Here is a 12,849-nt window from a genome sequence, read left to right on the forward strand (position 1 = left end):
CCCAGTCCCGCGGGCACGACCCCCAACGAAGTCCCTTCCGAAGTCCCTCACCCCCCGCTCGGAGGGCCTCATGCACTCGACCACTGATTACAGCCACGCGGAAAAACTGCGCCTCGAGCTGGAGCAACCGCTGTTCAACCCGCTGTTGAAGAAGTGGGTAGGCCGAGGGGAGTTGGACTACGAGCTGTATTTGAAGACGCCGACGCTGCTGTCGCTCCAGTCCACGGAGACGGAGCTGGTGGCGCATGACGAGCTGATGTTCCAGATCGTCCATCAGTCGCAGGAGCTGTGGCTGAAGTTGGTGTCGCGCGAGATGGTGGAGGTGGTGGACGAGTTGGATCGCGACTCGCTGTGGGCCGTGTCGTCGCGGCTGGAGCGCGTGGCGCGAATCCTCCGGTGCGTGTCGGCGGAGATGGCGGTGCTGGAGACGATGACTCCAGACACGTACCAGACCATCCGGCGCAGCCTGGGCAATGGCAGTGGTCAGGAGTCCCCCGGCTACAACACGCTGCGCACGGCGGCGAGCGGCATGGAGGACGCGCTGGACCGGCTGCTGGCGCGGCGGAGCACCACGCTGATGGCGGTGTACTCGGGCCACGGCACCACGGACCTCAAGCGCGTGTGTGAGCAACTGGTGGACGCGGACGAGGCCTTCCAGGGCTGGCTGTACGCGCACTTCCAGCTCGTCCGGCGGACCATCGGCGTGGACCGTCAGGTGAAGGCGCTGGATGGGTTGCCTTCGCAGGTGCTCGCGGCGCGGATGAACCTGCCGCTGTTCCGCAAGCTGTGGGACGTGCGCGTGGAGATGACGACGGCGTGGAAGCGCGAGGGCGGCCACGCGCCCGGCGTCGAGCGGAGCGCCGGCGGTGGATGCCCGGCCATGGCGGAGCTGCGCGCCGAGGCAGAGGCCGCGCGTGCCGCGGCGGGGGCGACGCCGGTGCTCGCGGATGCGGCCCGGACCGAGGCCGCCCAGGTGCCCGTGGCGGCGCACGCGGCCGGGGCGACGCAGGTGCCCGCGGCGATGCACGCGAGCCCGGCGCCGCAGGTGCACGCGGACCCGGCGCCCCCCATGCCCACCGCTGTCGCGAACCTGCCGTACAGCCGCGAGGAGATTGCGCGGATGGCCGCGGCGGCTGGCTGCCCCATGCACGCGGAGCTGGCGAAGCGTGGCGAGGACAGCGCCAAGGCGAACGCGATGAAGGCACCGCACGCCGAGGCCCACGCGGACGCGACGCACGGGCGCGACGACGCGCCTCGCGCGGCCGGGGCCCACGCTGGGCATCCGGAGCCGTCGCACCGTCGCCCCGAGGCGCCGCGCGCGGGAGCGCCGCACCTCACGCACGGGACTCATGCGGAGCCGCATCGCCGAGACGACACCCCGCGCCCCGCGCTCGCGCACGGAGCGCATGCGGAGCCTCAGCGCCGCGATGAGGCGCCGCGCGCCGGTGCCGCGCACGTCGCTCATGCGGAGCCGCATCGTCGCGATGAGGCACCGCACATCGGCGCGGTGCATGTCGCGCATGCGGAGCCGCATCGTCGCGACGACACCCCGCGCCCCACGCTCGCGCACGGAACGCATGCGGAGCCACATCGTCGTGAGGACACCCTGCGCGCCAGTCTGGTCCACGGTGCTCATGCGGAGCTTCGTGTCGGAGCGGTGCATGGCGTGCACTCGGAGGCGGTCCATCACGGGGGCCATGCCTCACATGCCCATGTGGACTCCGCGCACCGTCGCGACGAACTGGGGCGCAGCGCGGGAGGCCACCCCACGTCGCCCCATCGCGCGGTGGATCCCATCACCGCGGGCGCGCACCACGCTTCGGACTCGTCCACCCGCGCGAGCGTGGGCAGCCCGGCTCCCGTGCCCTCCACGTACCTGAACCCGCCCAGAGGGCGGTCATGACCGCTGCGCCCACGTCGCTCACGACGCTGCGCGCGCACTATCCCGTCCTCGCCTCCTGCACGTACCTCAACAGCAACTCCACCGGCGCCCTGCCGGTGGCCGTCGAGCGGGTGCTTCGCGAGTACTGGGACACCCTGCGCGCCTGGCGAGATGACGCGTGGGAAGGCTGGATGAACGGCATCCTCGGCTACGCGAACACGGTGGCTCGCCTCATCGGCGCGCCGCCGGGCTCGGTGGCCACGGATGTGAGCCTGAGCACCTTGCTCGGGCGGCTCGGCACCTGCTTCGACTGGAGCGGGCCGCGCCGCCGCGTCGTCGTGACCGACCTGGAGTTCCCCACGGTTCCCTTCCTGTGGAAGGGCTTCGAGCGCTACGGCGCGGAGCTGGTGGTGGTGCCCTCTCTCGACGGGCGCGTGGACGAGGAACGCCTGTGCTCGGCCATCGATGAGCGGACGCTGCTCGTCTGCGTCTCGCACGGGAGCTTCTCCACCGGCGCCGTCCTCGACGCCGCGCGCGTGGCGAAGGCCGCCCATGCGATGGGCGCGCTCGTCGCGCTCGATGCCTACCAGACCGTGGGCACCGTGCCGGTGGACGTGAGCGCGTTGGACGTCGACTTCCTCCTGGGGGGCGCGCACAAGTGGCTGAGCGGCTCCGAGGTCGCGTACCTGTACACGCGCCCCTCGCTGCTCTCCACCCTGCGCCCGGCCGCCACGGGCTGGCTCGCGGGCGATGCGCCCTTCACCTTCCTGCCCTCGGGAGACTACGCGCCGGACGCGCGCCGCCTCATGGCGGGGACGCCCGCGCCGCTGCTCGCCCTGCTGTCCCGTCCGGGCCTGGACCTGCTGCTGAGCGTGGGCGTGGAGGCCATTCGCGCCCACTCGCTCGCGCTCACCTCGCGCATCATCGCGCGCGCCGACGCGGCGGGACTGACGGTCGTGACGCCCCGCGAGCCCCATCGGCGCGGCGGAGTGGTGTGCCTGCGATTCCCCGGCGACACGGACGTGGTGAAGCGACTGGCCGCACGGTCTTTCATCTGCAGCCACCGCGGCTCACTGCGCATCGGGCCGCACTTCTACAACACCGCGGAAGAAGTGGAGGCCTTCATGGATGCGCTGACCGAGGAGCACCGGAGGGCGGCGGCATGAGCGCGCTCGCCATGGATGCAAGCTCGCCGCGCGCGCTGTTGCACCTGCTCTTCAATGGCGCGCGCGCCGTGGACGTGTTGGAGACCGCCCTGGCCCTGGGCCTGCTCGACGTGCTGGAGCCCGGCCCCGTCACGCTGGGCGCGCTGGCCGCGCAGCACAAGCTGGTGCCCGGCCGGCTCTACAAGTTCCTCGACTGCCTGGAGAGCCTGGGCCTGGTGAAGCGCGAGCAGGACTCCGACGCGCTGGAGTCCGCGCGCTACCGCGCCGTGCCGGGGCTGCGCGCCGCGGCCGAGTCCGTGCTGGGCCTGCACTCCCTGGAACGCGACCGCGAGCAGTACGCCTGGCAAGAGCTGCGCGGCCGACTCCCCGAGGTGCTGCGCGGCGCCCACTCGATGTCCACCGCGTCCTTCGACTGGCCTCCGCGCACCGCGTCGCAGGTGGAGGGCTTCGAGTCCAGCATGGCCGCGGGCCTCGGCCCCATCCTGGAGACGTTCCGCACGCACGCGGAGAGCCTCTTCTCGGCGGGGGCGCGGCTGCTCGACGTGGGCGGCGGCGATGGGACGCTCGCGGGGCACCTGCTCCGCGACCACGCGGGGCTCAGCGTGGACGTCTACAACCTGCCGGCCACCGAGCCGCTGGTGGCGCGCACGCGTCAGCGCTTCGAGCACCCCGCCGCGCGCATGGGCTTCGTGGGAGGAGACTTCCTGCGCGAGGCCCTGCCCACGGGTTACTCCGCGCTGTCCTTCGTGCGCGTGCTGCACGACTGGCCAGCCGAGGTGGCGCGGTCGCTGATGAAGGCCGCGTACGATGCGCTTCCCTCGGGCGGGCGCATCCTCATCTGCGAGGAGTTCCGCACCCCCGAGCGACTGGCCGCGCAGTTCTTCTGGTCCTACTTCCTCATGGGGGTGGACTCGTGCGTCAGCCGACTGCGCGAGGTGGACTTCTACCTGCGCACGCTGGAGGACGTGGGCTTCCACGCGCCGCACGTGAAGCCCGGCCCGTTCGAGCTGGTCGTCGCCCACAAGCCCTGAGGGCGGGTGTCTCGCAGCGGACGGAAGGGCGCGGTTTCTTGCTCACCGCGCCCTCGGCAATGCTCAACTCCCTGAAGCCATACGCAGACGGGAGGAGCCTCCATGAAGGGTCCCCGGTCACGGTCGGGGTGGAGCGCCGCGTTGAGCGGCGTGGGACTGGCGGAAGCGGAGCCTGGCCCCCGCGAGCACGGGGACGCGGGCGTGGGGCGAGTCGGCCCCGAGCGCGAGGTCATGGTGCCGGTGGATGACGCCACCGTGCTCAGGGGGCGCCTGGCGATTCCACCGAGCGCGGTGGGCATGGTGGTGCTGGCGCGCGGCAGTGACAGCAGTCGCGGCAGCCTCCGGCTCGCGCAGACGGCGGGGCTCTTGCGGCAGGCCGGGTTGGGCACCCTGCTCCTGGACCTGCTGACCCACGTCGAAGAGGAGGAGCGGCGCACGCGTCAGCTTCGCTTCAACATCGGACTGCTCGGCCTGCGCATGGCGGGCGCGGCGCGCTGGCTCCAGCGCGGCGCCACCACGGCCCGGCTGCGCGTGGGCTACTTCGGCTCGCACACGGGAGCGGGCGCCGCATTGTGCGCGGCGGCCTTGCGTCCAGACTGTGTGCACGCCGTCGTGTCGCGCGGTGGGCGGCCGGACCTCGCGGGGAGCGCGCTGACGCGCGTGCGAGCGCCCACGCTGCTTTTGGTGGGAGGAGCGGACGCGCTGGGCCTGGAGGTCAACGACCGAGCCTGCGCCACGCTGCGGGCCGACAAGCACGTCGAGGTCATTCCCGGCGCGACGCATCACTTTCACGGCCCCGGGGAGCTCGCGCGAGTGGCCGAACTCGCCTGCCAGTGGTTCCTCCAACATCTGGCCGAAACGCCCGCGTCCGCCTGGGAGGAAGCGCCCCCGCCATGAAGCGCGCGCGCCCCGGCGAGCGGCCCGCGGGAGGAGCGCAGCGCCGTGAAGAAGGCCTGTGCTCCGGGCGCGGGGCTCGCGCCCCCGCTCAACGCCCCGGACGAGGTGGCCAGCGCGGCAGCCACGCGGTGAACGTCGTGCCGCCCGACTCGGTGGAAGTCACCGCCAAGGTGCCGTGATGCGCGAGCACAATCTGCCGCGCGAGGAAGAGGCCCAGGCCCACCCGGCCCGCCTCCGTGTGCTCGCGTGGCTCGAAGAGGTGCGGCAGCCGCTCGGCGGGAATCGCCGGGCCTTCGTTGTGGACCTCGAACCGGACACCGTCCTGCGCGCCGTGACTGCCCACCGTCACCACGCCATCCGGCGCCCCGTGCAGCACGGCGTTGCTGACCAGATGCACGAGCAGCTGCCCCACGCGCTCGGGATCCCAATCACCATGGCCCTCGCCGGACTGCGCGTGCCGCAGCGCTCGGCCCGCATGCGCCTGCGCCATGCCGTCCAGCGCGTGCTCCACCAGCTCGTGCAGGTCGAACGAGCGGTACTGGAGCACCAGCCCTCCGCCCACCTTCGCCTGCGCGAAGTCGAGCACGCTCCCGAACACGCGGTGCACCCGCTCGGCCGAGGCGAAGATGCGCCCCACCGCGGACTCCAGCCGCCCGCCCAGCTCGCCGCTGCGCAAGAGCGCCAGCGCCAGCTCCTGGAGGGTCGCGAGCGGCCCATCCAGGTCCTCGCGCAGGATGCCCAACACCCGTCGCTCGAACGCCTCGTGCTCGCGCAGCATGTCCGCGAGCCCGCCGTCCTCCGCGTGCAGCACCACCCCGAAGCCGCCCGTCTCCGGCGGCAGCCGACGCACCGTCACCCGCGCCAGCTCGGTGCCCCCGTCCCGCCGCGCCACGGCCAACCGCTCCCGCGCGACGCCGTGCGCCTCCGCCTCTCGCAGCAACCGCGCGGGTCGTCCCTCGCGAGCCTCCCCTGCCCCGAAGAGGGCCTCGAACGGCTGACCCACGCGCTCCGCCGCGGGGTGCCCCCATCGGCGCTCGGCCCCCACGTTCCAGCTCGCCACGCGCCCCCCTGAGTCCACACGGACCAAGGCGAGCGCCTCCAGGTCCTCCACCGGCACGGTCCATCGCGAATCGACTTCAGGTTCGGCCATGACTTCCTCGTTGAGGCGCGCCAGCCAACGTTCCCCTCGAACTCAAGTACAGCTTGAAATCGAACAAGGACCGCAAATGGGTGGAATTTTTCACTCCCACGCGCACGGCCCGCCCGTTACGTTGTCCAGGTGCCAGCCGAGACCTCACAGCGCACGGTTCTCGTCGTGGAGGATGACCCAGACATCCGGGGGGCGGTCTGCGAGCTGCTCGAGCTGGAAGGCTACGGCATCGCCTCCGCCCGCCACGGCGCCGAGGCGCTCCAGTACCTGGACGGGCGGGCGCACCTGCCCTCCCTCATCCTGCTGGACCTGATGATGCCGGTGCTGGACGGCCAGGGGCTGCTGGAGCGGCTCCGCGCCGACACGCGGCTTTCCACCATCCCCGTGCTGGTGCTGACAGCGAGCCCCATGGACGCGCCGCCCGTGGGCGCCGTGGGGCTGCTGCGCAAACCCGTGCAGTTGGAGGAGCTGCTCGATGAGGTGGCCCTGCGCTGTGCACCGACGACGCACTGAGCCCGCGTGTCCCAGGAACGAACGCGCGGCCGGGATGGCGACAGCGCGTCGGGGCTGGGTGATACTCGGGGCGAGACGGGCCGTTCACATGGGAGTGCGGCCTGAACCTGTGGTGTCCGCGCGAACTTGGGGGGCAGTGCCTTGTCGGAGATGAAGATCCGCGTGCTCGTCGTGGACGATGACCAGGACCAGTTGGTCCTGGCGGAACGGACCTTGAGCGCCTTCGGGTTCGACGTGCGGACGCACCGCTCCTCGCTGGGCGTGTCCAACCTGGTGCGCACGACGACGCCGGACCTCGTCCTCCTGGACGTGAACATCCCGGCGCTCAGCGGCGACAAGGTGCTCGCGCTCGCCCGCGCGCAGGCGCCCAAGAGCACGCGCTTCATCCTCTTCTCCGCCTCGGACGAGTCCAAGCTGCGTGCGCTCGCGCAGGCCTCGGGCGCGGATGGCTACATCTCCAAGAGCGTCCAGGGCGCGGACCTGGCCAAGAAGCTGGAGCAGCTCCACAAGAAGGGCCGTCCTCCGACCCCGACCTGAGCGGCGCCACGCTCAGGCGGAGGGCAAGGCCGCCACCTCCAGGAAGGCGCCGCGGAAGTCGCCGCTCGCGCCCACCATGCGGAGGTTGAGGTTCAGCCCTCCGGTGGAGCGGAAGAACATCACCGCCTCGGGCGGCGGCTTCACCTTGAGGAAGCGCGTGGCGTTGCTGGAGAAGTGGTTGCGCAGGTCGCGGCTGACGGTGCAGGTCGCATAGTCATACGGCGTCGCGCGCAGCGGCCGGCCCGCGATGTGGAGCACCTCGCTGAGCAGCCCAGCGGCCTCGGGCCCCGGCAGCTCCACGGTGAAGCCCACCTCGCGACACAGCTCCAGGATGTCTGGCATCTCGTGCTCCAGGGAGAGCGCGAACATGCGCCGATTGACGTCCACGAAGCGCGGGCTGAAGCGTTTGACCGAGCCAAAGTCGAGCAATCCCAAGCGCCCGTCCGGCATCACCATGTAGTTCCCCGGATGCGGATCCGCGTGAATCTCACCCGCGCAGAAGAAGGGCCCGTAGGTGGCGCGGATGAGCTGGCGCGCCACGCGGAAGCGGTCCTCGGGCGAGGGATTCGTCGTCCCCCAGTCCTTCAATGTCTGTCCTGGCAACAGCTCGAGCGTGAGGACTCGCTCCGCGCTGAGCTCCTGGATGACGGTGGGCACGTACAGGTCTGGCAGGCGCGCCACGCTGCGCTTGAAGCCCTGGGCCAGCGAGGCCTCGCGGCGATAGTCCAGCTCCAGCATCAGCTCGTCGCGGAACTCCTGGAAGTAGGCGGTGCCGTCCAGCAAGCGGGACGTCTTGGACACGGTCTTCACCACCATGCCCAGGTTCTCCATGTCGTGGAGCATGGAGCGCGCGATGCCCGGGTATTGCACCTTCACCGCCACCGGCTGCCCGTCCTTCAACACCGCGCGGTGCACCTGCCCCAGCGACGCGGCGGCGAACGCCTCGGGCGTGAACTCGCGGAACAGCGCTTCGGGCGGCGCGCCCAGCTCCTCGCGCACCACTTGAACGACCTGCGCGTAGGACATGGCCGGGGCCTGGTTCTGCAAGCGGGCCAACACCTGCCGCACCTCGGGCGTGGCCAGGTCGGGGTCCATGGAGATGGCCTGCCCCAGCTTCATGGCCGCGCCCTTCATCTCGCCCAGGGTGGCGACGAGCTTCTCGGCCGTCCCCCGGCCCATCAGCTCGGGCGCCTGCCCGGCCATCCGCTTCGCCCCGGACTTGAGGGCCTCGGCCCCTACCTGGACGGAGAGCCCCGCCAGCTTGCGCAGCCGGGTGAAGCGACCCTGTGGAGGCAACGAATCATCGGAGTCGGAGGACATGACCGGACTGGATTAACGAGGAGCCCGTCCGGGGACGCAAGGCAAGCGCGGGTACCGCGAGCGCTCGATTACCCGCCCTACTTGGGGGATGGAGCGCCGCGCAGGCGGGACTTGAGCGCGCGCCAGCGCTTGAGCCCCTCCAGGTCCAGCGGGTCCACGCGCAGCGCCTGCTCGTAGGCGGCGAGCGCCTCCGCGTACCGGCCCACCGACGCGAGCGCATCGCCCGACATCCGATGCACCGCGGCCCGGCCATCCCGCCCGGGGTTGGCCGCGAGGAAGCGGCGGCGGCACTGCTCCAGCATCGTCACGGTGAGGCCCGCGGACAGGCAGCGCTCGATGCCCTCCACGTTGCCCAGGGCCGCGTCGTACTCGGCGCGGCGCTCCACGGGGCCCAGCGTCTGGAACGCCAACACCAGGCGCTCCAGCGTGCGATCCACCTGGGCGCGCTGGCTGGCCGACAGGGGCCGGGACTTGAGCAGCTCCAGGGAGCCTCGGGCGCGCTGGGTGCTGGTGCGCACCGCCTCGGCGGTCGCGTCGCGCGGCAGCTCCAGCACCGCGTAGTGGTCACCGGCCAACCGGCGGCGGAAGCCCTGGAGGATGACCTCCGCCTCGGGGTCCTCCGGCGCGGGCGTGGGCGGCGGCGTCAACGGGGTCTTCCGGTCGCCCGACTTCAAGCGCGCCAGGGCATCATGGAAAGCGGGGCCGGTGTCGCGAAGCTGCACGCCGAAGCCCGGCTGCATCCGCCACGCGCGCGCCTGCTCCACCGTCACGTGGCGCACCACCTCGCCGGAGCACGACAGCTCTCCGCCCGGAAGGCGCAGCACCAGGCTCACATCCGACAGCACCGGCGGCGGCGCCCCCTCCATCTGGAGGAACAGGCCCATGCGGCCCACCCACTCGCAGCGCAGGTCCTGCGTCGCGCTCGAGCCATCCCAGCGCACCCGCGCGGTGAAGGCGGGCGGGGCGGTGGGCGCCTCCGGCACCAGCGAGGTCTCGAGTGCGGCACGCAGCGCGGCGGCGGAGGCGAAGCGATCCTCGGGGCGCTTGGCCAACGCGCGCAGCAGCACGCGAGACAGGGCCTGGGGCACGCCGGGCCGCAGCGTATGCGGCGCCGCGGGCGTCTTCTGGAGGTGCCCGATGAGCACCTCCGCCGCGTTGCGCCCCGCGAAGGGCACCTGCCCGGTGAGCAGCAGGTAGCCCAGCACGCCCGCGGCGTAGATGTCCGTGCGCGCGTCCACGGCGCCGTCGCCGCACTGCTCGGGGGCCATGAACTCGGGCGTGCCCAGCAGCACGCCGACCTCGGTGGTCATCTGACCCACGGGCCGCGACAGCAGCTTGGCGATGCCGAAGTCCAGCAGCTTCACGCGGTGCTTGCCGCCGGTGCCCGGCACGAGGAAGACGTTGGCGGGCTTGAGGTCGCGGTGGACGATGCCGTGGGCGTGCGCGGCGCCGAGCGCGTCACACACCTGCATCATCAGCTCCACGACGAGCGCCGGGGCGAGCGGCTCGGTGGCGAAGCTCGCCAGGTTCTGCCCCTCCAGGTACTCCATCACCAGGAACGGCCGTCCGTCGCGCGCGTCCAGGTCGTAGAGGGTGACGACGTTCTCGTGCTGCACCAGCGTCAGCGTGCGCGCCTCGGACAGGAAGCGGGACACCAGCTCCGGCTCTTGCGCCAGATGCGGGTGCAGCACCTTGATGGCCACGCGCTTCTGGATGAGGGCGTGCTCCGCCAGCACCACCGTCCCCATGCCGCCCCGGCCCAGCTCGCGCACCACGCGGAAGCGGCCGAACTCCTGGCCCACCAGCGACTCTGCCGCGCCCGCCATCAGCGGCGCCACGGGCGTCACGCCGGGGGACTCGGGAGGCGGCGTCCCCGCGTACAGCATCGTGCTTCCCCCCGTGTCCCGGTCACGCAGCAGCGTGGGGCAGTCCCCCGCATGGGAATGCGGATGCGGACACGAGCAACTCTGGGACGACGGAACGAGCACGGGGTTCAGGGGACGTGGGGTGTTGGAAAAGTGACGCGGCGGGGCGTCTTGCGATGGCCGTGCCACGAAGGAAACAGGCGCAGGGCCGCGGTGGCGAGAAACGATGGCTGGGAGGCGCCTCGGACTGTGGGCAGTGTTCGCAAACGTGCGCTCCCGGACTCGCGCGGAGCTCCTCCTGTCCTCCGGCGAAAGCTACAGCCATCCCATTGAAGAATCTTCTTTCCCCACCACACAACGCACATCCTGTGACTTCTTGAGCATTATCCGCCAGCGAACAGGCTCCTTCGAGCAGGCGACCTCTCCGGTCCGAGGGCGAATACCGCTCAAGCCTTGAAAGTGACGACAGGTATCCGGGCTCCGCGTGGAGCCCTGGACTTGAGGCGGAGGGCTGTTCCGGTCGTCCAGGAGAGACGCGGTCGCGTTCTGGTCGGACGCTCGCCGGACGGGAGGGCGCCCACCATTCCGCGCCGGGGGGCGGGGGTGTTCGTCTACTGTGGCTCGGTCTCGGAAAGGTCAGTGCTCGCCTCATGGGTAGTGGTCGTGTGCTCTCGCCAGTTCTCCTCGTCGGCGCCGGAACGGGCGAGGCCACCTGCGGCATTCTCTATCTGGCCAGCTACCTGAGGCGCGGCGGCATCGAGGCCTTCGTCCGGCTCTACGACGGAGACGAGACCGAGGCCGAGGTCGCGCGCACGTTCGAGGCGCTCATCGCCCGAGTGCGGCCCAAGCTGGTGGGCATCAGCTTCAAGTGGTTCCACCACGTGGACCGCGCGCTGCTCATCGCCCGGACCGTGAAACGCATCGACCCGGAGATTCAAGTCGTCGTGGGCGGCAACTCCGCCTCGTATTGGTGGCGGGAGCTGAGCGCGTACGACTGCATCGACCGCATCATCTTGGGTGACGGAGAGCGGCCGTTGCTGGCGGTCTGCCAGGGAGATGCGTCACCGCCCAACTGCGTGACGCGGGCGCCGGACGGACAGCCGCGACGCCTGCCGCTGGGGTACGTGCAGGGCGCGACCAACAGCGAGGACGTCCACTACTCGCACTTCCACGAGATGTTCCTGAGCCAGATGGACCTGCACTCCTTTTCGGGGTGGGTGGCACCGGGCAAGGGGTGTGGCGAGAACTGTCTGTATTGCGGCGGGGCGCGCGGCAATCAGAAGGCGGGGTTCGGGCGCGCGAAGCCCTTCCTGCGCGCGGAGGAGAGCGTGCGCAAGGACCACGCCGAGATCGCGTCGCGGACGTGGCAGCTTCGCTATGACTTCTCGGGGAGCACGGCGGAGTTCCTGGGGGGCACGTGGGCGGGCGTGGACTTGTCGCGCCACTGCTGCACGTACTTCCTGTGGGGCGTGCCGCGCGTGGAGCTGGTGGACGCGCTGGCGGCGACGTTCCAGCGCGTCTACATGGTCGTCGACATCGGGTGTTTCTCCGAGCAGCAGCGCCTGGAGCAGATGCGTCGCGGGTTGCTGAAGCCCTGCGCCACGGACGCGGAGCTGCTGGCGCTCATCGAGGCGAGTCGTCGCCACGCGAACCTGGGCATCGAAATCTCCGGCATTGGCGGGCTCCCGTTCGCGAGCCGGGACACGCTGGCCGAGGAGCTGCGGCTGGTGGAGCGCATCATCGGGATGGACTGCGTGGTGGGCTATCAGCGGCTGGAGGCGCAGCCCGGCGCGCTGGTCACGGAACATCCCGCGCGCTTCGACATGGAGACCGAGGCGAGAACGTTCACGGAGTTCCTCGACTACTTCGAGCGGCGCGAGCCCGGGAACCACTCGGTGCCGATGATCCGCTTCCGCGATGCGGGGCTGGAAGCGGCGGTGCAGCGCACGTCCGACCGCGTGGACGCGATGGCCTGGAAGCACCGGGACGCGAAGCGACAGGTGACGGTGAATGACGGGACGCGGCTGCGGAACACGGCGCCGTGGACCCAGCGCTTCACGTTGGGCGAGTGGCTGGGGAATCACCGGGCCACGGCGAAGGTGGCGCAGGAGCCGGTGACGGTGCTGCGCTCGGTGGATGGCATCACGCTGAGCTGCGCGCCGTCCGTGAGTCCGCGGAAGTTCTCGGACCCCTCGCTGGTGCAGGGCGAGGACGGGACCATCCTCCTGAAAGCGCTGGGCACATTCGAGCGGCCCACGACCGTCTCCAGCGCGGTGGCGCAGCTCGGGAAGAAGGCGCGGTTGGATCCGCACTCCGCACGCGAAGTGATTGACCACCTCGTGGACGGCCGCTTCCTCCAGCCCGCCTGAAGCGCCCCTTCGGGAAAGGACCCGAGGGCTCTCCGCCGCGTCCAATGCCAAGAAGTGGTCACTCCCCTTTCCATGGGGCAGGCGGGACTCCACCTCGGCGTGAAATGATCACCACCGAA

At 71.2% G+C, this 12,849-nt stretch carries 10 protein-coding genes; 7 read left to right on the forward strand and 3 right to left on the reverse strand.

Annotated elements, in window-relative coordinates:
* The first annotated feature begins 70 nt into the window (after window positions 1–70).
* From KRR26_RS37030 to KRR26_RS27400, 4 genes are all read left to right on the forward strand, one after another.
* Window positions 71–1,903, forward strand: coding sequence for a tryptophan 2,3-dioxygenase family protein (locus tag KRR26_RS37030; protein ID WP_120204411.1), 1,833 nt, complete (start codon window positions 71–73; stop codon window positions 1,901–1,903).
* Complete coding sequence (locus KRR26_RS27390) at window positions 1,900–3,048, forward strand: aminotransferase class V-fold PLP-dependent enzyme (protein WP_217081234.1); 1,149 nt, start codon at window positions 1,900–1,902, stop codon at window positions 3,046–3,048. Before KRR26_RS37030 ends, KRR26_RS27390 begins: the two co-directional genes overlap by 4 nt.
* Entirely contained in the window at window positions 3,045–4,079 is a 1,035-nt protein-coding gene (locus KRR26_RS27395) for a methyltransferase (protein ID WP_199723721.1), read from the forward strand. Before KRR26_RS27390 ends, KRR26_RS27395 begins: the two co-directional genes overlap by 4 nt.
* A gap of 102 nt (window positions 4,080–4,181) precedes the next feature.
* Window positions 4,182–4,976, forward strand: a complete 795-nt coding sequence (locus tag KRR26_RS27400; RefSeq protein ID WP_236069256.1) for a dienelactone hydrolase family protein — start codon at window positions 4,182–4,184, stop codon at window positions 4,974–4,976.
* Between the two features lie 88 nt (window positions 4,977–5,064).
* Here the strand turns inward: KRR26_RS27400 and KRR26_RS27405 are convergent, their stop codons facing one another.
* The gene (locus tag KRR26_RS27405; RefSeq protein ID WP_217081235.1) at window positions 5,065–6,126 is read right to left on the reverse strand and encodes a PAS domain-containing sensor histidine kinase; all 1,062 of its coding nucleotides are present in this window, start codon (window positions 6,124–6,126) and stop codon (window positions 5,065–5,067) included.
* A 129-nt stretch (window positions 6,127–6,255) separates the two neighbouring features.
* Here KRR26_RS27405 and KRR26_RS27410 point away from each other — a divergent pair, with 129 nt between their 5' ends.
* Both KRR26_RS27410 and KRR26_RS27415 read left to right on the forward strand, forming a co-directional pair.
* The gene (locus KRR26_RS27410; RefSeq protein ID WP_120204406.1) at window positions 6,256–6,639 is read left to right on the forward strand and encodes a response regulator; all 384 of its coding nucleotides are present in this window, start codon (window positions 6,256–6,258) and stop codon (window positions 6,637–6,639) included.
* A gap of 141 nt (window positions 6,640–6,780) precedes the next feature.
* Entirely contained in the window at window positions 6,781–7,176 is a 396-nt protein-coding gene (locus KRR26_RS27415) for a response regulator (protein WP_120204936.1), read from the forward strand.
* Between the two features lie 12 nt (window positions 7,177–7,188).
* Here KRR26_RS27415 and KRR26_RS27420 read toward each other — a convergent pair whose 3' ends face one another.
* Together KRR26_RS27420 and KRR26_RS27425 are read right to left on the reverse strand one after the other, a co-directional pair.
* Window positions 7,189–8,496, reverse strand: coding sequence for an ABC1 kinase family protein (locus tag KRR26_RS27420; RefSeq protein ID WP_217081236.1), 1,308 nt, complete (start codon window positions 8,494–8,496; stop codon window positions 7,189–7,191).
* A 77-nt stretch (window positions 8,497–8,573) separates the two neighbouring features.
* Window positions 8,574–10,382 carry a serine/threonine-protein kinase gene (locus KRR26_RS27425; protein ID WP_199723720.1) on the reverse strand — a complete coding sequence of 603 codons (1,809 nt, stop codon included), beginning with the start codon at window positions 10,380–10,382 and terminating at the stop codon, window positions 8,574–8,576.
* Window positions 10,383–11,011: 629 nt separating this feature from the next.
* Here KRR26_RS27425 and KRR26_RS27430 point away from each other — a divergent pair.
* Window positions 11,012–12,730 (forward strand): cobalamin-dependent protein, encoded by a 1,719-nt coding sequence (locus KRR26_RS27430; protein ID WP_217081237.1) that lies wholly within the window; start codon window positions 11,012–11,014, stop codon window positions 12,728–12,730.
* Window positions 12,731–12,849: the final 119 nt, after the last annotated feature.

Origin of the sequence: Citreicoccus inhibens, from assembly GCF_019039035.1 — a bacterium.
GTDB lineage: Bacteria > Myxococcota > Myxococcia > Myxococcales > Myxococcaceae > Citreicoccus > Citreicoccus inhibens.